This window comes from Dysgonomonas termitidis (assembly GCF_042654545.1).
In the GTDB taxonomy this organism is placed as follows: domain Bacteria; phylum Bacteroidota; class Bacteroidia; order Bacteroidales; family Dysgonomonadaceae; genus Dysgonomonas; species Dysgonomonas termitidis.
On sequence record NZ_JBHSGN010000064.1, the window covers coordinates 160,468 to 181,796 of the forward strand.

The window sequence follows — 21,329 nt, forward strand, 5'->3', positions numbered from 1 at the left end:
TATAGCAAAGTACCCCGTTCCCTGAAAGAGCGGGGCATTTTTATATGGCTATTCTCTAGTATTCTTTGAAGGCTTTATTCGAATCTTAATGATTTAGCCGGATAGATCTTGGCTATCAGATAGGATGGTCCTATCATGGCTACGATGGAAAGGATCAATGTACCGGCATTAATCAATAAGATGTATAAGACATTGATATCCACCGGCATTTCCGACACATAGTACGTCTCAGGGTCCAGCTTTACCAGACCGAAATTCTTCTGAATCACCAATATCGCAATAGCAATAACATTACCCCAGAACATACCTTTCAGAATGAGGAATGAGGATACATACAGAAAGGTCTTGCGAATGCTTAGATTACGCGCGCCGAGGGTTTTCAGCATACCTATCATATTAGTCCGCTCAAGGATTATGATAAGTAATCCTGATATCATGGTGAAAACCGATATGGCAAACATAAGTATAATGATAACCACAACATTCATATCCAGAAGTTCGAGCCAGTTGAATATCATAGGATTCAACTCCTTGATAGAACGGGCAAGGAAAGTATTCTCCTTATGGTCACGATAGGTCATCATATCCACAAATACACGCTGTTGTATTTCATCCAGCCTGTCGTAATCATTTACAAGCAGCTCGATCCCACTGACCTCATCATCGTCCCAGTCGTTCAGCTTTTTGATGAGATTGATATCCGTTACTACGAACAGTTTATCATAGTCTTCAAAGTTTGTGCTATATATACCTGTTATGTAAAACTTACGGAAACGGATATTCTCCCCTACGAAGTAGCAAAGGAAGCTGTCTCCGGTCTTCAGATTTAATTTACCCGCTATATTCCCGGACAAAATTGCCTGATTGGCGTGAGTTGTATCATCCGGATTGATTACCGTACCGGCAATCATATTTTGTTTAAAGAAATCCCAATCATAATCTGTACCGACTCCTTTCAAAACCACACCCTGAAAGGCACTATCAGTCTTTATTATACCGGGCTTTGTGGCAAAGACCTCCACATGTTTAATCCCTTCTGTCTTTTCGAGCTGGCTTATCAGTTCAGGAGTAACGCATACGGGCTGCGTTTCGTAAGTACTGTTGTTTGCCAGGTTGGTGATTTGTATATGGGAACCAAAACCTACAACTTTGTTGCGCACCTCCTTTTTGAAGCCCACAACGATAGACAGAGCCAGTATCATAGCCGCCAAACCTATTGCCACTCCGGCAACAGCGATTTTAATGGCAGGAGAAGAAGCCCGCTTCTCCCCTTTCTCTCCATTAAAATGGATACGTTTCGCTATAAATAGTTCTAAATTCAAAATCAGTTATCAGCCAACAGTTATCAGTTATCAGTAAGAACCACTTATAACTTATAACTTATAACTCTTAATTCATAATTAAAACAAGAAACCCTGCTCACTTTCCCTTTTCCGTCCCAAATGCTTATAGGCAAGTTCGGTGACTTCACGCCCGCGGGGTGTACGTTTCATAAAACCTTCCTTGATAAGGAACGGTTCATAGACCTCTTCTATTGTACCTCCGTCTTCACCTAAAGCCGTTGCAATAGTAGAGATACCGACAGGCCCTCCCTTAAATTTATCGATAAGGATCAGGAGGATCTTGTTATCTATCTCATCCAATCCATATTTGTCTATATTAAGAGCTTCCAGCGAATAGGCCGCAATGGCCTTATCTATCTTGCCGGAACCTTTTACCTGCGCAAAATCGCGTACCCGGCGCAGCAATGCGTTCGCGATACGGGGAGTACCCCTGCTACGGGAAGCTATCTCTACGGCAGCTTCTTTAGAGGTAGGAACATCGAGTATATTAGCCGAACGCAGAATAATATTCGTCAGAGTCTCTATATCGTAATACTCCAGATGCATATTGATACCGAAACGGGCGCGCAACGGACTTGTAAGCAAACCGCTCCGGGTAGTGGCGCCAATAAGAGTAAACGGATTCAGATCTATCTGTATAGAGCGCGCGCTAGGACCTTTATCTATCATAATATCGATACGGTAATCTTCCATCGCGCTATAGAGATATTCTTCCACAACAGGTGATAAACGGTGTATCTCGTCTATAAAAAGCACATCGTTTGGCTCAAGAGAAGTCAGAAGTCCGGCTAAATCTCCGGGTTTATCCAATACAGGACCCGAAGTTATCTTAAACCCCACTCCCAGTTCATTTGCTATGATATTCGACAATGTGGTTTTACCTAATCCCGGCGGACCATGCAAGAGGGTATGATCCAGTGATTCTCCCCGCATTTTGGCTGCTGTGACAAAAACCTGCAAATTCTCCACTACCTTGCTTTGTCCACTGAAACTATTAAAGGTAAGTGGGCGCAGGGCATTTTCAAACTCCTTTTCGCTGTCGTTTATATTTCCTCGGTGTATGTCGAATGTTTCTTCCATATGTTCGGATGCAAATTTACATCAATATATTTAATTTACACACACTTTTCAGTTAACAGTTAACAGCTTTTACAGTTAACAGTCAGCAGTCATCAGTTAACAATCCATAGCTTATAAAAACTTCGCGCCTTTGCGTCTTTGCGTGAAATAAAATAGAGTATCTTATAACTCCTAACTGTTAAAAGGTAACAAAGGTAACAGATATATTAGTTAGCAGTCAACAGTATTCTCTCGCAGAGACGCTAAGGCGCAAAAGGTAACAAAAGTAACAGATATGTCAGTCAACAGTCAACTAACTTGTAACTAGTAACTGCCCGTAGGGCGCAGAAATAACATTCGCCGAAGCGAAGGCGAGGCAAACTTGTAACTACTTTAATCAATCTTTCAAAGAACTATCAGCTAACAGCTAAAGGCTATCGGCTCTTATTTTATAGATAAACTTTTACAAAAAAAACAAAAGAGATAAATATTATTATGGGATATAACCATAATATATTTCCTTTGCATTTCCAATTCATTATAGATGAACAATTATGTTAGATAAATTACGGTATTGGGACGAAGAACTTTTTCTATTCCTCAATGGGAAACATGCTGACTGGCTCGATCCTATCATGCTTTTTCTCAGTTCCTACACAAACTGGATTCTGGCCTGTCTGGCCATGTCCGCCCTGATCTACTTCAAAGCGGAAGTATGGAAGAAAACAGGAGTATTCTTTTTTCTCCTATCCACCGGAGCCAGCGCCCTGCTTACAAATATAATAAAACTGATTATAGAACGGCCCCGCCCTATTCATAACGAATTATGGGAAGGCACGATTCACGCAATAGAAAAATATAGCAATAGTTTTAGTTTCTTCTCGTCCCATTCAGCTACTACTTTTACGATGGCTGTATTTTTCCTTCTCTTCTTCCGAAAGAAAAGATTCTACGGTTATATTGCCGTCTTATGGGCAGCAGTGGTTGCATATAGCCGGATTTACGTGGCCAAACATTACCCGTTCGACGTAATGATAGGAATTATCTTCGGAATAATGACAGGAATAGCGGGTTACATACTTTTCCAAAGGTTCAAAAAGAAAAAGGAACTATTAAAGCCCTAACCACTTCCCTGCTTTCTTCCTCTCCAGTAGCGAATATACTTTCAGGCAAAAAGGAAACGCTCTGCCTATAGGATATAATAAACGGAATAAAGTAGATGGATAAACATTCTTCTTACCTTTCTCAATACCTTTTATATACTTCCTTGCAACAGTCTTCGCATCTTGCGCAGGAAAAGGAAGTGGTGTATCTTTTTCACCTGTAGCCTTATCAAAAAAGGCTGTGCGGGTAGCTACAGGATAAACCGCAGTCAATTGGAGGTTATCCGCTTTCTCATACCTGTAGGTCTGTACAAAATGATGCAGCGCGGCCTTTGTAGAACAATAAAGTGAATAGGCCGGCAAGGAAACCAATCCTGCCCCTGAAATAGTACAGGCAAAAGCTACCGGTCTGTCCTTATTGAGAGCAACAAGTCTTTCCAATGAATAAACCGGAGAAAATACATTCAGATCGTAGATTTTTCGGATATGCTGCCAATCGGTGGTTTCCAGCCTTTCGAGATATGCAAACCCTGCATTGGCTATAAAAATATCAATATGTCCGAATACCTGCTGTGCATAACTAAAGACCTTATCAATACCCTCTGAAGAGCTGACATCGGCAGAGAATGGGTACACCACGCCCTCTACCCCCGGTATATCATCTATATGACGGGCTACAGCAAGAATCTTCACTCCGTTATATGAAGCAAGTATACCGAGCATCTCTCGGCCTATACCGGAGGAAGCTCCAGTGAGTATGATATGTTTGCCTCTGAGGTTCATAAGGTCAGGTCCTTATTTTGTCAAAGCCTTCACCGTAAACACCACGTACCGTACTTTGGGATATAAATGCTTTCTCATCTATACTTTTTATCAGGCGGAACATTTCTACAGCCTCTGTTCTTCTGGCCAGTACAATGATCACTTTGGTCGGTTTCTTCGAATACCAGCCTGTGCCATCCAAAACCGTGCATCCCCTATGTAATTCCTGATTTATCGCGGTAGCTATTATTTCGTATTTTTCAGAAAAGACAAGCACCTGTACCGACTGCCGGAACCCATTGATAACCATATCGATGCAATACGTCATTACACCCATTACGATCAGGGCATATACGATCTTCTGGTAATCGTAAAATAGAAAGTATGAAGAAGAGATGATAATAAAGTCGCAAAGGAGCATCCCCCTGCCAAAAGCAATATTCTTATATTTATTTATCAGTGCCACTACAATGTCCGTCCCCCCGGTGCTACCGTTGGCACTGAAAACAAGGCCTATACCCGTTCCGCACATCATTCCTCCTATTACGCCCGACAGAAGCGGCTCATTTTTCACAATAGGTTCGGTTATATATGTCTGGCAAAGGGTAAGCAGGAATGTAAGCACAATAACTCCATAAATAGTCTTTATCATAAACTTGAAACCCAGAAGTTTCAAGGCTACCAGGAGCAATGCACAGTTTGTGAAGAAATATGTATATTGAAGCGGTATTCCCGATGCATACTCCACAAGAAGGGCTATACCTGTAAGCCCCCCTGTGACAATCCCGACCGGTTTTATAAATCCGATAAGCCCAACTGCATAAAGCGCAAGGCCAAAGAATATAGATACATAATCTTTCCAGTAAAACTCTTTCAAATATCTTTTCGGCATAGCTTCTAAGGTCACGGACCTATTTATTATTTTATTAAGTTTAAATACAACAAGTAATTAGACTAAAAAAACATATCATAAAATGCTTTCTTCTACTTATATTTCTGAAAGCATTCATTTCTCTTTACAACACAACGTTAATCATTTTCTTAGGTACAAAAATGATTTTCTTAGGAGTTTTACCCTCAAGCCATTTTTTTGCAAGTTCATGCTTCAATACGGTTTCTTCTACATCAGCCTGAACCGCGTCGGCCGGGAATTCTATATCGAAACGTACTTTACCATTGAACGCCACCCCATAACGGAACGAATCTTCTGCCAGATATTCTTCTTTAAATGCCGGCCATTCGGCATCGAAGATAGTAGTTGTGTTACCTAGAGCACGCCAAAGTTCCTCCGCAACAAACGGCGCAAATGGCGCAAGAACGACAAGAAACTCTTGTAAAACCGCTCTCTTGCTACATTTCGCGGCAGTCAGTTCATTTACACAGATCATAAAGGCGGCAACAGATGTATTGAATGAGAATGTCTCTATATCGCCCGAAACTTTCTTTATCAGCTTATGCAATGATTTTAATTCTTCCTTTGTCGGTTCTCCGTCCGTTACCACAAAATCATCTCCTTTGTAAAACAGATTCCATGTTTTGCGCAAGAAACGGTGCACCCCGTCAATACCGTTTGTATCCCAAGGTTTGGATTGCTCTAACGGTCCTAAAAACATCTCATACATGCGAAGGGTATCTGCACCATATTTTTCAGCAATATCATCCGGATTAACGACATTATGATATGATTTGGACATCTTCTCTACAGCCCAGCCACAAATATATTTGCCATCCTCGAGAATGAACTCCGCTGTTTCATATTCCGGCCTCCATTTTTTGAATGCTTCCAAATCTAAGATATCATTACTAACGATGTTGACATCTACATGAAGTTCCTGTACTTCATACTGATCTTTCAGATTATAGGACACAAATTTATTTGTCCCGTTTATACGATAAACATAGTTGCTACGTCCCTGTATCATTCCCTGATTGATAAGTTTTTTGAACGGCTCTTCTTCACACGAAACTTCTATATCATATAGGAACTTATCCCAGAAACGGCTGTATATAAGGTGGCCTGTAGCATGCTCGGTTCCCCCGATATACAAGTCGACATTGCGCCAGTATTCATCTTTTTCTTTCGATACCAATTCCTTCGCATTATATGGGTCCATATATTGCAGATAATAGGCGGACGAACCGGCAAAGCCCGGCATGGTATTCAACTCAAGCGGGAATATAGTCTTGTTATCTATTTTCGATGTCTCTACCACCACATTGTTTACTGTATCCCAAGCCCATTTTGTGGCGCGTCCTAACGGTGGTTCACCCGTTTCGGTCGGCAGATACTTATCCACTTCCGGCAATTCCAAAGGCAACTTATCTATTGGAAGCATGTATGGCAAGCCGTTTTTATAATAAACAGGGAATGGTTCCCCCCAATAACGCTGACGTGAGAAAATAGCATCGCGTAAACGATAATTTACTTTTATACGTCCCAGCTTATGTTCTTTGATATATTCACGGGCTTTTTCGATAGCTTCTTTTACAGTCAGGCCATCCAGGAAACCGGAATTCATCATGATACCCTCTTTGGCATCGAAACTTTCTTCCGATACATCACAACCTTCTATCAACGGAATGATAGGTAATCCAAAATGCTTCGCAAAAGCATGGTCACGGCTATCGTGTCCGGGTACTGCCATAATAGCGCCCGTTCCGTATCCGGCAAGTACATAATCCGATATCCAGATAGGAATTTCTTTGCCGTTCAGCGGATTTATAGCATATGATCCAGTAAATACGCCGGATACCTTTTTATCCATCAGGCGGTCACGTTCTGTACGGCGTTTTGTAGCCTGAATATAAGCGTCAACTTCTGCTTTTTGTTCCGGCTTGGTGACCTGAGATACATAATCGCTCTCAGGAGCAAGCACCATAAAGGTAACCCCGAAAATCGTATCGGCACGGGTGGTGAAGATAGCCACCTCCCCTAAATCCCCTCCAAAAGAGGGGACTTGGGCGTCGCAATACGATTTTATCTTCTGCAAAACTTCTTCGATATTACCAATAACTTCTTCATTAGAGAAGCGAAGAACTTCATATCCAAGACTTTTCAAAATATCGGTTCTTTGCTGGTCAGCCTGCATTTGTTCATCACTTTCATGATATTTCCCATCTACTTCTACGATTACAGACTTTTCGAAACAAACAAAATCTACAATAAAGCGGTCTATGAGATGCTGTCTTCTAAATTTATATCCGATGTTTTTATTCCGCAACATCTGCCATAAGGCATTTTCAGCCACTGTAGACTCCTTACGGTTTTTACGCGCGTTATCTATATTTGTATTCCAATCCAATTTATTTGTAGTGTAATTGGGTGGTGTAGCGCTCCCCCCTCTTTTGGAGGGGGCCAGGGGGAGGTGGATCTCTGCTCCTTCGCTCCGTCCAATCCAGTTGCGCTGGGTTTCCTTGATGGATTCACTCCAGTCTATCTTGTCCAAACCATCAAGCAGGCGTTGAGCATAAGCCGATACACGCAAGCTCCACTGGCGCATCAAACGTTGCTCTACAGGATATCCGCCACGCTCCGACAATCCGTTGATAACCTCATCGTTAGCCAATACAGTACCTAAAGCCTGACACCAGTTTACTTTGGTTTCGCTGCGATATGCTATGCGGTAGTTAAGTAATATTTCTTGTTTTTTCTCGTCGGAATATGCTTTCCATTCATCCGCGGTAAATTGCAATTCTTCACTGCAAGCTATGTTCAGGCCATTCGTGCCCACTTGTTCAAAGGCAGCGATCAGTTCAGCGATCGGACGGGCCTGATCTTCATCATAGCAATAATAGCTGTTGAACATCTGGATAAATGCCCATTGCGTCCACTTATAATACCTGGGATCGCATGTCTGAATTTCACGGCTCCAGTCGAAGGAGAAGCCTATCTTATCCAGTTGTTCCCGATAGCGGTTTATATTCTGCGCTGTAGTAACAGCCGGATGCTGACCTGTCTGGATGGCATATTGCTCGGCAGGAAGCCCATAGGCATCATAGCCCATCGGATGAAGGACATTGAAGCCTTTCAAACGTTTGTATCGGGAGAAAATATCAGAGGCGATATAGCCCAGTGGATGGCCGACATGCAAGCCTGCTCCTGACGGATAAGGAAACATATCGAGTACATAATATTTTGGTTTGTTCTTATCTTCCGTTACTTTGTAAGTTTTGTGGTCGATCCAATACTGGTGCCAACGTTTTTCAATCTCTTTAAAATTGTATTCCATAACCGGGTTTTTATTGCGATTTTTATTGGCGCAAAGATAGTTATTTCTTTACATTAATACGAATTAAGGACTGCGCTTTCTTGCACATGCCAATCCATTTACTATCCGGAATTATAGATACATCCTATAAAATACGGACAGTTATTATTTTCGGAATTCTTTATCTATATATCAAAGGTTCTTTGACATCTAATTACAGAATCTAAAATGATTTGGGAAAAGATAACAGATAAAAAAGAGTAAAAAGTGTCAGGTTTGTCAACTTTTCACTTATAAGCAATTTGCAGATAGATTTAGGATCTTCTATAAAAAAGAAAAGGTTGTCATCCCGACAACCAATCTTCATTGTTAACCTTAAATCTAATACCATGAAAAACACAGTACAAAGATAATCGATTTTTATGTTATAAAACATGTTTTGGTGTTTTTCTTTCAAAAATTAGCAATATTTAACTATATATTACTATCCGGAAGTTCTTTTTGCGCCTTAACTCCCAATTCTTTAAGCATTTCTGCCTGGCGCATCAGATTTCCATTACCTTCTTTTAACTGGGAAAAAGCTTTATCATACGATTTTTGGGAACGCTCTATATTCTTACCTACATCCTGAAGGGTATCCACAAAGCCTGCAAATTTATCATAGAGAGCAGCGCCCCGCTTGGCAATTTCAATGGCATTACGGCTCTGATACTCCCGTTTCCACAAGTCGGAAACAACCTTCAATGACGCAATCAGATTAGTCGGGCTAATCAGCAGGATACGCTTGCGGTAGGCATAATCCCAAAGAGTAGAATCGAGCTGCATTGCCAGAATATATGCAGGTTCGTTAGGAATAAACATCATTACAAAATCGAGTGACTCTACATAGTCCTGATAAGATTTCTGGCTCAGTTCGTCTATATGTTGCTTAATGGATATCACATGCTCTTTTTCCGCTATCAGCTTAATATCGTCGGACCCTGCCTCCACATACTTGACATAAGCGCTCAGGGACACCTTTGAATCTATAATTATCTTCCGTCCTCCCGGATACATCACAACAACATCAGGTTGCATATACTTGTCCTGTGCATTTCGGACGCGGCTGCCATTCTCATCCACAATGAATTCCTGGGTAAAATACTCTTCTCCTTTTTTCAGTCCGGACTTTTCAAGAATAGATTCGAGAATCATCTCACCCCAGTTTCCCTGTATTTTGTTATTGCCCTTCAAGGCCTTAGTCAGATTATTGGCATCTTCGCTTATCTGATTGTTAAGGGCGACAAGTTCCCGGATACGCTCTTCCAGAGAAAAACGCTGCTTGGATTCTTTATCATAGGTTTCCTCTACTTTCACCCTAAACTCTACAAGCTTTTCATTCAGAGGCTTCAGGATAGCTTCCATATTCGACCTGTTCATATCCGTAAAGCGAAGCGTTTTCTCTTCCAGTATCTGATTGGCCAGTATCTGGAAATCCTTATTTAGTTGAGCACGGGTATTGAGCAGCTCTTCCTGTTGAAGCCGCAGCTGTTCATCCTTCGATTGTAACAAAGCCCTTGTTTCGGCTATTTCGCGGATTTTCTCCATTTGCTCTTTTTGTATGGCATCTTTATCTGCCGACAAACGGTTGATCTCATTCTTCAATTCCTGTTCACGCTGCTTATTTCCTTTCTGCATAAAAAGGATAAGCACAATCGCCAGTACTAGTATAATAGAGGCATAAACTAATTCCATACTGATTTGTTTTAAAGAGAGCGAAAGTTATTCAAAATATAGCCTTTAACAAAATTTGCCTCAAAAAACTTGTGAACATTTGCTTTCGAAGATATTTTTGTTGGACAAAACCAAGATGAGAATGATATATAGTAAACGTTTTCCACCAAAAGACTTCGGCGCAATTAATCTGCTCGGGCTAATTATTGTACGCGAGGACTATGGTTCACTGAGTGAGGCAGAAAAGAATCATGAACGGATTCACACCCGGCAAATGCTGGAGATGCTGATCTTTTTATTTTATCTATGCTATATACTTGAATGGCTCATCAGATTGATACAATATAAAAACAGGTTAAGAGCATATGAAAATATTTCATTCGAACGGGAAGCTTATTCCCAGATGTATGATCTATCGTATTTGAAAAGAAGAAAGCTATTTGCTTTCCGTAGTTATTATAAAAAGAAAGAATAGATATGAAACGGTTGATATACTTATTATGCATAGCCCTGATGGGGATATCATGCGTCCGGAGCCAAAACAAAATAAATAATGAAAATATGAATTACAATAAACTAACAGCCGAGGAAGAACGTGTAATTCTCCACAAAGGGACTGAAGCGCCATATACAGGTGAATACATAAATAATAAACGGAAAGGCGTATATGTCTGCAAAAGATGTAATACCCCATTATATAATTCATCAGATAAGTTCGATTCGCATTGCGGATGGCCTTCTTTCGATGATGAAATAAAAGGGGCGGTAAAACGTGTTCCTGATGCTGACGGGATGCGTACCGAGATTATATGCAACAATTGCGGGGCACATCTCGGGCATGTGTTCCTCAATGAGGGGTTCACAGCCAAAGAAACAAGACATTGCGTTAATTCTATTTCTCTAAAATTTATTCCGGAAGAAAATAAAATGATTAAGAAGGCTTATTTCGCCTCAGGTTGTTTTTGGGGCACAGAGTATTATTTTATGAAGGCCAAAGGTGTAGCACATACATCTGTGGGCTTTATGGGGGGGCATGTAGACCACCCGAGTTATGAGCAGGTTTGCCAGAAGAATACAGGACATCTGGAGACGACCGAAGTGGAATATGACACGTCTAAAACCACTTATGAAGACTTAGTGAAGTTATTCTTCGAAACGCATGACTTTACCCAAACAAATGGCCAGGGTCCCGACATAGGCCCGCAATATCTCTCTTGCATATTCTATACGGACGAGAATGAAAAAGAAATAGCGGAGAAGTATATAGAAATACTGGAGGGTAAAGGATATAAGGTTGCCACTATGCTAAAACCGCTGTCTACATTCTGGAAAGCAGAGGATTATCATCAGCAATATTATGAGCATAAGGGGACAAAACCTTATTGCCATGTATATAAAAAGATATTCTGAAAGTAAATACCCTGTATTTTAATATTTTAAGAAATACTTTGATATTTTTCCATACAGTAAATATGGATATTAATAGCTTTAGCATTATTTTTGTCGCTTAACTGAAAAGAATAGAACTATAATATTAAACTAAACCAAATTGTTATGTTAAAGACAATCTTATCCGTTTCCGGTAAACCGGGGTTGTATAAACTTATTTCGAGTGCAAAGAATATGGTCATTGTCGAGTCATTGGTAGATGGCAAGAAAATGCCGATTCATGCACGGGACAAAGTTGTATCCCTTGGAGATATATCTATCTATACCGAAACTGATGACGCCCCGTTAAAAGGCATTCTGGCATCCATCAAACAAAAGGAAAACGGAGAGAAAGCTTCTATCAACACCAGTGCAAAACCGGAGGAATTGAAGAAATACTTTCTTGAGATACTTCCTGACTTTGACAGGGACCGTGTGTATCCAACCGATATCAAGAAGATAATAGGATGGTATAATATCCTTATTAATGCAAATATCGACTTCGAGAAAGAGGAGGAAGTAGTAGAGGAGAAAGCAGATACTGAAACCGAGACTGTAAAATAAAAAGATAAGATTTATCTTTAATTATAGAAATAATAAGACCCGGCTAATATTATAGTCCGGGTCTCATTATTTTCTGCAGATAGAGAAATAACGAGACTGTCTGTATATATAACTTAACGTACAGTCTCCTATTTATAGGAGGCATCGTTTCGCCTTTAATTATTCTATATCAGAAAATACATAACAAAAAAAGAGAGTAGGAATCCTACTCTCTTTTTCTATATTTCTGACTCAGATTATTGAGCTACGAAAATTGCAACACGGTTCCATGCATTTTCAGCATATGGTTGTACTGTGTCACCTTTCCATTCTACAGTTACACGGTTGCTATCGATGTTGTATTTCTTGATCAACTCGTTTGCTACATTCTTAGCACGTTTTTCAGAAAGTTTTTCATTGATAGAAGGAGTACCTGTTTTCTTGTCTGCATAACCTACAACTTTAACTTTAGCGCTAGGATTATCTTGAAGATATTTAGCTGTGTTAAAGATGCTAACTTCTTGGTTCTTGTCGATATTAGCGCTACCCAAACGGAAGAACACTACGTTAGACACGAATGAACCTTTAGTTGCTTCCGGACATTTAGGGCAATCCTTAACAACTTCTTTGATAACTTCTTTCGCAGGTTGGTTACGAAGTCTGTCGTTTTCCTGACGAAGTTTGTTGATCTGACCATTCAAGTCATCGATAAGACCTTGATCCATCAATAAAGCTTCAGAGAAATCAGTTTTCTTACCTACTTTGAATACCAAGCTGGCAGAAGCAGCCACCAAACCATCATAAGAGTTTGCCCCCCCGTGGTTGAAAGCTTCTTTAAGCAACATAGCAGACAAATCGATATCCAAAGCTACTCTGTTCGAGAATTTGAATTTGTTGATGATACCACCATTGATAGTGAAGTTTCTTTGTTTTCCACCTGGATGTGTTTTGTCATCCAATTTGTAGTCCCAACCGATTGCTCCACCGATACCTACATAAGGTATAAGGCTATAAACACGTTTCTCGTTGTACCTACCTAAATAGTTAGTAACATCCCACATAACATCAGCTTCTACACCGAAATATTTGTTATGGATCATGTCAGTAGCATTGTTTTGGAAATTGTGCAAAGAACCTCCCTGGAATTTCAAACGGCCTCCAATATAAGGGTTGTACCATTTACCAACCTGAATAGTTGGAGCAACTGTAAGACGATTCAGAAAATCTGCATCTTTGTTGTTATCGCCTTGTACAAAATTAGCTCCAGCACCAAGTCCGATAAACCAATTGTCCCAAAAACCGTTACGCGCAAAAGTCGCTTTACGGCCAGCTTTTGTGCTAAATCCACTCTCTTGAGCAGAAATAGTAATAGCCGCAAAAACTAAAACTAAAAGTAAACTTACTTTTTTCATAATCAATCTTTTAAATTATAATTAAACACTATTATTTTAATCTACTATATATTTATTATACCATGAATACATCCGGTTTAAACCTTCCTCTATTTCAATTTTATGTCTCCACCCTAATGAATTCAATTTAGATACATCAGACAACTTCCTCATAGTTCCGTCAGGCTTTTCTATATTAAACCATAGTTCCCCTGAAAAATCAACGATCCTCTTTATAGTATTTGCCACATCTTTTATTGATATCTCAGTGCCTGTGCCTATATTAATATGCGTATTTCGTATTTCTTTACCTTCTATAACACTAATTAAGTCTAAAAAGTTTACAGATTCCATTACAAAAACTGTTGCGTCAGCCATTTCATCGCTCCATAGAAACTCCCGCATTGGTTTTCCTGAACCCCATAATTCGACCTGCACACTATTTCCAACTTTTTTAATACCATATTTATTCATCATATCAAGAATCTCTTTTTCTGAAGACCGGCCTGTTATATCTTCTATAGGACGTATATCAAAGTCCTTCCTTATGGCATGCCAATCATTCGTTTCAAGACACTTCCCTAAATGAATTTTACGAATCATCGCAGGTAAAACATGCGATGTTTCCAAATTAAAGTTATCATTCGGTCCGTACAGATTAGTAGGCATTACAGCTATAAAATTGGTATTATACTGAATATTATAGCTTTCACACATTTTCAATCCAGCAATTTTCGCTATAGCATATGGTTCATTTGTATATTCCAAGGGGCCTGTCAGCAACGCATTTTCAGCCATAGGCTGAGGTGCTTCCTTCGGATAAATACATGAACTACCCAAAAATACTAATTTTTTTACATTATTCACATATGATTGATGAATAACATTGTTCTGAATCATCAGATTTTCATATATGAACTGCCCACGATATGTATTATTAGCCACAATACCACCAACTTTAGCCGCTGCTAAAAAGACGTATTCAGGCTTTTCCTTTGCAAAAAAATCGGCAACTGCTTCTTGACTGGTTAGATCAAGTTCGGCATGGGTTTTTAAGATAAAATTACAGTATCCCTTCTCTTTCAGATTCCGGAGGATAGCTGAACCGACTAACCCTCTATGCCCGGCTATATATATTTTAGCGTCTTTTTCTATCATTTATTATACAACCTTTCTCCTTACTCAAAGTAATTCAAAATCCGATAGCCTCCATTTTTCAAGAACTCTTCTTTCTTCATCAATTCAATATCATGTCTTACCATATCCTCACAGAGAGCTCTGAGATCATAAGTAGGTTCCCATCCCAACTTGGTTCTGGCTTTGGTATTATCTCCAATCAGTATTTCAACTTCTGTGGGACGGAAATATGCCGGATCTACTCCGACCACGATATCTCCTATTCTTTTCTTAAAAGAAGACAGATATTCTTCTCCAACTGTTTTTGAGAAAGCATCGTCATTTACATTAACAATATAGCCTTCTTCATTTTCATTTTCTCCTTTAAAGTCTACTTCAACTCCTAATTCCGAAAACGACATTTTTATAAAGTCACGGATTGTGGTTGTTACTCCGGTAGAAATTACATAATCATCAGGAGTATCCTGCTGAAGAATAAGATACATCGCTTTTATATAATCTTTGGCGTGGCCCCAGTCTCTCTTACTGGACAGATTCCCCATATATACTCTCTTCTGAAGGCCGAGAGCTATACGAGATACAGCACGGGTAACCTTTCTCGTCACAAAAGTCTCCCCTCTCAGTGGTGATTCATGATTAAACAGAATACCATTGCTTGCATGCATTCCATATGCCTCTCTGTAGTTTACTGTAATCCAGTATCCATACAGTTTGGCTACAGCATAAGGGCTTCTGGGATAGAATGGCGTAGTCTCTTTTTGCGGTATTTCCTGCACCAATCCATATAATTCAGATGTTGACGCCTGATATATCCTGGTTTTACCGGTCAAATTTAACAATCGGACAGCCTCTAATACTCGAAGAGTACCGATACCGTCAGCATTTGCTGTATACTCGGGGGTATCAAAACTAACCTTTACATGACTCATTGCCGCAAGGTTATAGATTTCATCTGGTTGGACATCTCCTATAATACGGGTCAGATTCATACTATCTGTCATATCTCCGTAATGAAGTATCATATTTCGATTTTCATCATGAGGGTCCTGATACAAATGATCTATACGCTCCGTATTAAACAAGGACGATCTTCTTTTAATACCATGAACCGTATAGCCCTTTTTTATCAAATATTCAGATAGATATGCTCCATCTTGTCCTGTAACGCCTGTGATGAGTGCAACTTTTTTGCTCATAAAATTCACTTAATAAACACCTTATTAAGATTTATTTTCAATAATTATTCTTTAACTCTACAAATCAAGTCTGTTTTTCCAAACAGAACATACAAGTCACAAAGATATAGTTTTTTTAACTAATTCAAATAAAAATATCTTTATTTTGGCAAAAACACTTCATTTTTCTTCTTTTACATTGGTACTGAAATCAATATCAGTGACTAAAGCATAACGTTTTATGACCAAGCCTTTCTCATCCAGGAGAAAGAACGCAGGAGTGCCCATTATTCCATATTTGACAAAGTTGCCACCGGCAAATCCTTTGTAATCACACAACTTGTCAGAATCGGACCACGGAAAACGCTTTACATCTCCGGCAAATGTATCTTTACTGGTATCAGAAGATATCGAAACTATCCGTACGTTTTGTTCTTTTAGTTTCGGATAATCACTGATCAACCGGTCTATCTGAACATGGCAGTTTTCACAATCCGGCTGGTAGAATACCAAGAGAGTCCGTCTATAACCAGACTCCCCCAACAAAGGTGTTAGCCCATCCAGATCCGGTGCTAATGTTCCCTTGCGCACTTTTGCCAAAGCGAAAGCATCGAATAGCCTTCCTTGCGGAATAGCTATTCTGCCTGATTCTTCTATATACGGCACAATAATACCGAATGCGTCATCCCACCCGTATTGCTCGGTAATAACAATCAAATTGTTTGCGAAATGCTCAAAGATCTCTTGTGAGTTTATCCGCTTCATTAAACGAAACATATCCTCTGCCATCAATTGTTGGTCAGCGGTTAGTTTCACCAATCCGTCTACAACATTATACCATATACCACTGGTATAAAGCTTATCCATATCAAGTTGATTTAACGCAAACAAACGGGCATTAGCTTTTTCCATAAGGCTTCCGCCCTGAGAGGTCAGTTTATTTAATTGCTGCATATAACGCACCAGTTCGATAAAAGATGAAGCATAGAGTGTTGTATCCTTGGGCGGTCGGGCTCCTTCTTGTATAACAGAATATAAATATTCATTTTCACGGGAATCTTTGAATATGTATTTCTGATCTGCGGCTTGTGTCACGCTAAAATCTTCGTGATTAACAATCATATTAAAGGCTCTTGCATCCTTTATTTGCAACGATCCCATACCCGCATAATCTTTTTCTCTTTCCGGTATGTTAATTATCACATCTCCTGTAAAGGGAAGTATGCCTTTTTGAATAGTATCTTGCTGTATCCCCTTACTCAGAACAAATACATACTCCTTATTGGCCTGTTGCGGCAATAATATACTTATTTTCTGAGCATTGGCTATTAGCGGAATAAAATATATCAGATAATGGAAAAACCGTCTTTTACTCATTGCTTTCTTATAATATTTAATCGGAGGAACGGGTCATAATAAAGGTGAAAACAACCGCATAACGGATTCTTTAAATTTCTCAAATCTCGATCTTTTTTCCCACTCTTCGGCAGATAATAACGAGGATTTTTCCATGTCGCGGAAGAATATTTCTTTTGCAGCATTGCATGTGCCTTCATTGTAAATAAATGCATCTATTTCAAAATTATGTTCGAAACTCCGCACATCCATATTTGCCGAACCTGTTATTGTCAGGGAGCTGTCGATTACCATTAACTTCGAATGCAAAAATCCGGCTTCATAGAAAAACACACTTACTTTTGCGTCCAGCACATCTTTTAAATATGACATCGATGCAATATGTACAAATGTAGTATCCGAATGGCGGGGAAGCATCAACCTTACATCCACCCCCCGCATCGAAGCCATCTGGATAGCCAGTAATAATGCGTCGGTAGGTACAAAGTATGGTGTTTGAATATATACACATTCCTTGGCGGTGGATATTGCCTGCAAAATACCGAGATGTATATCTTTAAACGGGCCCACGGGACCGCTGGTAACCAATTGTATGAGATTATCCCCTTTGTTTTCCAATGCTGGATAATAGGCATCGGAAGCCAGAAATTCTTTGCGTGAAGAATACCAGTCTATCAGAAAAGATGTTTGCAATCCGGCTACGGCTTTTCCTTCAATTTTTATATGGCTGTCGCGCCAGGTACCGAAGCTTACTCCGTAAATATACCTGTCTGCAATATTCATCCCTCCTACAAATCCCACTTTACCGTCTATGACTACGATTTTCCTGTGATTACGGTAGTTTACCCGGCTGGTCAGGAATTTAAACGCTACTTTCAGGAAAGGCTGTACTTCAATGCCCTGCCCCTGCATTTCCTTAAAGAAGCGGCGCTTGGCCTTCCACGACCCTACATCGTCATATATAAGACGTACCTCCACCCCTTCTGCCGCTTTACGCACAAGAATATCCCGCGTTTTACGCCCTATTTCATCTTCAAGAAAAATATAGTATTGGATATGGATATGCTTTTTAGCTTTTTCCAATTCCTCGAATAGAGCATAAAATTTTGCTATTCCATCCGAATAAAAAGTGACATTGCTACCACCATATAAAGGTGCGCCTTTGAGCCTGTTCAAGAGATTTACCAATCCTCTATGCTCGGCAGGCGGATTCAATGTCTCGAGCAACTCTTTGCGACCGATAGAACGGCGATTAAGTTTCTTATACATCTTATGGGAGATCAGACGCTGTTTCCGGCTATCCTCCCCGAAAAAATAATAGATAACGAGCCCAACCAACGGTAACAACAACAGAATAAGCACCCATGAAATAGTTTTCAAAGGATTCCTGTTTTCCGAGATGACAACGACCATCGTTCCCAATGCTGTAACAACATACAGGATTTGAAAAATAAGGATCAGATTATCTGCAGCTTCCATTGATTCCATTGGCATACAAATAGCATATAACACCAAAGTTATAATAAAATATGAGTTTTAGGCATTAACTTTTTAAATTTAATCGTTATTGTCGAAGCGCAGATTCTATAACATGCAAGGTTATTTCCTGTATTTCCCGTCAGCATCCTCTTCCATCATATTCAGATATGACTTGTATCGGCTCTCGCTTATGTAATGTTTTTCTACAGCAGCCCTCACCGCACAATCGGGCTCATTGATATGGATACAATTGTGAAAACGGCAGTCTTTCGAAAACCTGAAGATATCGGGGAAGAAATGAAAAATCTCCTCCTTTTCCATATCCACCGTGCCAAAGCCTTTGATACCGGGAGTATCTATGATAAAACCTCCCTGAGATAATTCTATCATTTCGGAAAAAGTGGTCGTATGCATTCCTTTTCCATGATAACCTGATATTGCTCCCGTCTTTAGTCCCGTATCAGGAATGAGGGTATTGATGAGGGTAGATTTTCCAACGCCCGAGTGCCCTGAAAACAATGTTATTTTCCCTTTTATCTTTTCTTGTAAAGTTTCTATTCCTTCTTTTTCTAAAGCCGAGATCCTGAGGCACGGATAACCTATGTGGTTGTATAGGCTGATCAGAGCTTCCATATATGCGGTCTCGTCTTCGGTATAAATATCCGTTTTATTGAATATAAGATTCACGGGAACACAGTATGCCTCTGCCGATGCCAGAAAACGGTCGATAAAAACAGTAGATGTCACCGGATGATTAATGGTAACGATGAGAAAGCACAGGTCGATATTCGCCGCCAAAATATGCGACTGCTTCGACAAATTGGAAGAACGGCGGATAATATAATTCTTCCGGTCTTCTATTTCGGTTATCAGGGCTGTACCTTCATTGTTTTCAACAATGCCGACCCTGTCTCCTACAGCTATGGGATTGGTACTGCGTATACCTTTAAGACGAAAATTCCCTTTTATCTTACATTCGATATTCTTCCCGTCATCAGTGCGGACCAAATACCAGCTACCCGTATTCTTTATTACAAGACCATTCATATACTTAATGTGCCAATGAATTAATATGCCAATGTGCCAATGATGAATAATTGCAGAACTTCATCGGCACATTGGCATATTAGATAATAAGATAATCAGTTTTATACTGTCAATATTTCTTTTTCTTTCAGGGCAAATACATCATCTATTTTTTTAATGTATCTATCGTGAAGTTTTTGCATGTCATTTTCCGCGTCCTTTGCCATATCTTCTGCAACTCCGTCTTTTACCGACTTTTTGATTGAATCGATAGCATCTCGGCGCGCATTGCGGATACTCACTTTTGCTTCCTCAGCCTCTTGTTTGGCTTGCTTTACCAGTTGTTTACGGCGTTCTTCGGTCAAAGGAGGAATGGACAGGCGGATGATCTCCCCGTTGTTATCAGGAGTAATGCCCACATCGGAGTTAAGAATAGCTTTTTCAACCTCTTTCAGCATTTGTTTTTCCCATGGCTGAATAACGATAGTCCGCGCATCCGGTGTATTAATTGCCGCTACGCCGCTAAGTGGAGTAAGCGAGCCATAATATTCAAGTTTTATCCCGTCGAGGATATGAGGATTAGCCTTTCCCGCGCGTATACGGGATAGAGTTTCATCAAGAAACTCTACAGAAGCCTGCATTTTATCTTCTGCTTTTTTTCCGATTTGTTTTAGGTCTGTCATAATTTATTTCAGGATTTTAATATTTCAGGATTAAAGACTTTTGTAACTCGTAACTGTCCGGCAGGGCGAAAGAATAACATTCGCCGAAGCGAAGGCGAGGCAAACTTGCTACTAACTACGCATGCACATAAGTGCCTATATTCTCGCCGTTCATCAACCGCTCCAGATTTCCCGGAGTATCCATATCGAAGACGACGATAGGCAGGTTATTCTCTTTACACATCACGGTAGCTGTCATATCCATTACTTTCAGCCCTCGGGAATAAACTTCGTCATATGAGATACTTTCGAATTTAACGGCTGACGGGTCTTTCTCCGGATCTGCCGTATATACGCCATCTACGCGTGTGCCCTTGAGCATAACATCGGCTTCAATTTCTATTCCACGCAACGATGAACCCGTATCCGTAGTAAAGAACGGATTTCCCGTGCCACATGATAAAATAACGACTTCGCCGTTTTCCATAGACTCTATTGCTTTCCACTTGCTGTAAATTTCGCCGATAGGCTCCATACGGATAGCAGTCAATACTCTGGCTTTTTGGCCGATAGCAACCAAAGCCGAACTTAATGCCAGGCTATTAATTACTGTTGCAAGCATGCCCATCTGGTCGCCTTTCACCCTGTCGTAACCTTTCGAAGCTCCACTCAGTCCGCGGAATATATTCCCTCCTCCTATGACAATGCTGATCTGGACACCCATATCAGCGACAGACTTTATCTGCTCGGCATAAGAGTTCAGCCGGTTAACATCTATACCGTATTGCTGGCCTCCCATCAGGGATTCACCGCTTAACTTCAGGAGGATTCTTCCGTATTTTGCCATATTTCATTTTTTGTATATGCAAATCTAGCATAATTTACTAAATTATGAAAAACAAAATCTGCTATTCAGATTTTATTCTTTCAAAACATCAGGACAA

Annotated in this window: 18 protein-coding genes; 4 read left to right on the forward strand and 14 right to left on the reverse strand. The window is 40.1% G+C overall.

Annotated elements, in window-relative coordinates:
* Nucleotides 1-74 precede the first annotated feature (74 nt).
* Both ACFO6W_RS09800 and ruvB read right to left on the reverse strand, forming a co-directional pair.
* A complete protein-coding gene (locus ACFO6W_RS09800) occupies nucleotides 75-1,322 on the reverse strand; it encodes an ABC transporter permease (protein ID WP_379995824.1) in 1,248 nt (415 codons plus the stop codon).
* A gap of 78 nt (nucleotides 1,323-1,400) precedes the next feature.
* Nucleotides 1,401-2,423, reverse strand: a complete 1,023-nt coding sequence (ruvB, locus tag ACFO6W_RS09805; protein WP_006798653.1) for a Holliday junction branch migration DNA helicase RuvB — start codon at nucleotides 2,421-2,423, stop codon at nucleotides 1,401-1,403.
* A gap of 533 nt (nucleotides 2,424-2,956) precedes the next feature.
* Here ruvB and ACFO6W_RS09810 point away from each other — a divergent pair.
* Nucleotides 2,957-3,526: a phosphatase PAP2 family protein gene (locus ACFO6W_RS09810; RefSeq protein ID WP_379995826.1), complete on the forward strand. Its 570-nt coding sequence runs from the start codon at nucleotides 2,957-2,959 to the stop codon at nucleotides 3,524-3,526.
* Here the strand turns inward: ACFO6W_RS09810 and ACFO6W_RS09815 are convergent.
* The 4 genes from ACFO6W_RS09815 to ACFO6W_RS09830 form a co-directional block, all read right to left on the reverse strand.
* Nucleotides 3,515-4,288: an SDR family NAD(P)-dependent oxidoreductase gene (locus ACFO6W_RS09815; protein ID WP_379995828.1), complete on the reverse strand. Its 774-nt coding sequence runs from the start codon at nucleotides 4,286-4,288 to the stop codon at nucleotides 3,515-3,517. The genes ACFO6W_RS09810 and ACFO6W_RS09815 overlap by 12 nt on opposite strands.
* Before the next feature lie 4 nt (nucleotides 4,289-4,292).
* A complete protein-coding gene (locus ACFO6W_RS09820) occupies nucleotides 4,293-5,159 on the reverse strand; it encodes a YitT family protein (protein ID WP_379995830.1) in 867 nt (288 codons plus the stop codon).
* A gap of 124 nt (nucleotides 5,160-5,283) precedes the next feature.
* Entirely contained in the window at nucleotides 5,284-8,496 is a 3,213-nt protein-coding gene (gene leuS / locus ACFO6W_RS09825) for a leucine--tRNA ligase (protein ID WP_379995832.1), read from the reverse strand.
* 453 nt (nucleotides 8,497-8,949) lie between these two features.
* Nucleotides 8,950-10,209, reverse strand: coding sequence for a DNA recombination protein RmuC (locus ACFO6W_RS09830; RefSeq protein WP_379995834.1), 1,260 nt, complete (start codon nucleotides 10,207-10,209; stop codon nucleotides 8,950-8,952).
* A 115-nt stretch (nucleotides 10,210-10,324) separates the two neighbouring features.
* Between ACFO6W_RS09830 and ACFO6W_RS09835 the strand changes: the two genes are divergently transcribed.
* The 3 genes from ACFO6W_RS09835 (at nucleotide 10,325) to ACFO6W_RS09845 (ending at nucleotide 12,180) form a co-directional block, all read left to right on the forward strand.
* Nucleotides 10,325-10,663, forward strand: a complete 339-nt coding sequence (locus ACFO6W_RS09835) for a hypothetical protein (RefSeq protein ID WP_379995836.1) — start codon at nucleotides 10,325-10,327, stop codon at nucleotides 10,661-10,663.
* A gap of 2 nt (nucleotides 10,664-10,665) precedes the next feature.
* The gene (locus ACFO6W_RS09840) at nucleotides 10,666-11,598 is read left to right on the forward strand and encodes a bifunctional methionine sulfoxide reductase B/A protein (protein WP_379995838.1); all 933 of its coding nucleotides are present in this window, start codon (nucleotides 10,666-10,668) and stop codon (nucleotides 11,596-11,598) included.
* A gap of 144 nt (nucleotides 11,599-11,742) precedes the next feature.
* Nucleotides 11,743-12,180 carry a DUF5606 family protein gene (locus ACFO6W_RS09845; RefSeq protein ID WP_291107792.1) on the forward strand — a complete coding sequence of 146 codons (438 nt, stop codon included), beginning with the start codon at nucleotides 11,743-11,745 and terminating at the stop codon, nucleotides 12,178-12,180.
* A 236-nt stretch (nucleotides 12,181-12,416) separates the two neighbouring features.
* On the opposite strand, the gene ACFO6W_RS09850 is transcribed toward ACFO6W_RS09845, so the two are convergent.
* The 8 genes from ACFO6W_RS09850 to pyrH all read right to left on the reverse strand — a co-directional run bounded on the left by ACFO6W_RS09850 (nucleotide 12,417) and on the right by pyrH (nucleotide 21,232).
* Nucleotides 12,417-13,571 (reverse strand): OmpA family protein, encoded by a 1,155-nt coding sequence (locus tag ACFO6W_RS09850; protein WP_379995840.1) that lies wholly within the window; start codon nucleotides 13,569-13,571, stop codon nucleotides 12,417-12,419.
* 36 nt (nucleotides 13,572-13,607) lie between these two features.
* Nucleotides 13,608-14,705 carry a GDP-L-fucose synthase family protein gene (locus ACFO6W_RS09855; RefSeq protein ID WP_379995915.1) on the reverse strand — a complete coding sequence of 366 codons (1,098 nt, stop codon included), beginning with the start codon at nucleotides 14,703-14,705 and terminating at the stop codon, nucleotides 13,608-13,610.
* 23 nt (nucleotides 14,706-14,728) lie between these two features.
* Nucleotides 14,729-15,883 carry a GDP-mannose 4,6-dehydratase gene (gene gmd, locus ACFO6W_RS09860; RefSeq protein ID WP_379995842.1) on the reverse strand — a complete coding sequence of 385 codons (1,155 nt, stop codon included), beginning with the start codon at nucleotides 15,881-15,883 and terminating at the stop codon, nucleotides 14,729-14,731.
* Between the two features lie 159 nt (nucleotides 15,884-16,042).
* Nucleotides 16,043-17,239 carry a peroxiredoxin family protein gene (locus ACFO6W_RS09865; protein ID WP_379995845.1) on the reverse strand — a complete coding sequence of 399 codons (1,197 nt, stop codon included), beginning with the start codon at nucleotides 17,237-17,239 and terminating at the stop codon, nucleotides 16,043-16,045.
* 33 nt (nucleotides 17,240-17,272) lie between these two features.
* Nucleotides 17,273-18,706 (reverse strand): cardiolipin synthase, encoded by a 1,434-nt coding sequence (gene cls, locus ACFO6W_RS09870; protein ID WP_379995917.1) that lies wholly within the window; start codon nucleotides 18,704-18,706, stop codon nucleotides 17,273-17,275.
* A gap of 111 nt (nucleotides 18,707-18,817) precedes the next feature.
* A complete protein-coding gene (gene rsgA / locus ACFO6W_RS09875; protein ID WP_379995847.1) occupies nucleotides 18,818-19,744 on the reverse strand; it encodes a ribosome small subunit-dependent GTPase A in 927 nt (308 codons plus the stop codon).
* Between the two features lie 101 nt (nucleotides 19,745-19,845).
* The gene (frr, locus tag ACFO6W_RS09880; protein ID WP_379995849.1) at nucleotides 19,846-20,406 is read right to left on the reverse strand and encodes a ribosome recycling factor; all 561 of its coding nucleotides are present in this window, start codon (nucleotides 20,404-20,406) and stop codon (nucleotides 19,846-19,848) included.
* A 115-nt stretch (nucleotides 20,407-20,521) separates the two neighbouring features.
* Nucleotides 20,522-21,232, reverse strand: a complete 711-nt coding sequence (gene pyrH, locus ACFO6W_RS09885) for a UMP kinase (RefSeq protein WP_379995851.1) — start codon at nucleotides 21,230-21,232, stop codon at nucleotides 20,522-20,524.
* Nucleotides 21,233-21,329: the final 97 nt, after the last annotated feature.

Bases quoted from the DNA above. Each gene is read 5' to 3' on its own strand.
- ACFO6W_RS09815 (WP_379995828.1), bottom strand. From the start codon at position 4,288: ATGAACCTCAGAGGCAAACATATCATACTCACTGGAGCTTCCTCCGGT.
- cls (WP_379995917.1), bottom strand. From the start codon at position 18,706: ATGGAATCAATGGAAGCTGCAGATAATCTGATCCTTATTTTTCAAATC.
- rsgA (WP_379995847.1), bottom strand. From the start codon at position 19,744: ATGAATGGTCTTGTAATAAAGAATACGGGTAGCTGGTATTTGGTCCGC.
- pyrH (WP_379995851.1), bottom strand. From the start codon at position 21,232: ATGGCAAAATACGGAAGAATCCTCCTGAAGTTAAGCGGTGAATCCCTG.
- frr (WP_379995849.1), bottom strand. From the start codon at position 20,406: ATGACAGACCTAAAACAAATCGGAAAAAAAGCAGAAGATAAAATGCAG.
- ACFO6W_RS09820 (WP_379995830.1), bottom strand. From the start codon at position 5,159: ATGCCGAAAAGATATTTGAAAGAGTTTTACTGGAAAGATTATGTATCT.
- leuS (WP_379995832.1), bottom strand. From the start codon at position 8,496: ATGGAATACAATTTTAAAGAGATTGAAAAACGTTGGCACCAGTATTGG.
- ACFO6W_RS09865 (WP_379995845.1), bottom strand. From the start codon at position 17,239: ATGAGTAAAAGACGGTTTTTCCATTATCTGATATATTTTATTCCGCTA.
- ACFO6W_RS09845 (WP_291107792.1), top strand. From the start codon at position 11,743: ATGTTAAAGACAATCTTATCCGTTTCCGGTAAACCGGGGTTGTATAAA.
- ACFO6W_RS09830 (WP_379995834.1), bottom strand. From the start codon at position 10,209: ATGGAATTAGTTTATGCCTCTATTATACTAGTACTGGCGATTGTGCTT.
- ACFO6W_RS09835 (WP_379995836.1), top strand. From the start codon at position 10,325: ATGAGAATGATATATAGTAAACGTTTTCCACCAAAAGACTTCGGCGCA.
- ACFO6W_RS09810 (WP_379995826.1), top strand. From the start codon at position 2,957: ATGTTAGATAAATTACGGTATTGGGACGAAGAACTTTTTCTATTCCTC.
- gmd (WP_379995842.1), bottom strand. From the start codon at position 15,883: ATGAGCAAAAAAGTTGCACTCATCACAGGCGTTACAGGACAAGATGGA.
- ACFO6W_RS09850 (WP_379995840.1), bottom strand. From the start codon at position 13,571: ATGAAAAAAGTAAGTTTACTTTTAGTTTTAGTTTTTGCGGCTATTACT.
- ruvB (WP_006798653.1), bottom strand. From the start codon at position 2,423: ATGGAAGAAACATTCGACATACACCGAGGAAATATAAACGACAGCGAA.
- ACFO6W_RS09840 (WP_379995838.1), top strand. From the start codon at position 10,666: ATGAAACGGTTGATATACTTATTATGCATAGCCCTGATGGGGATATCA.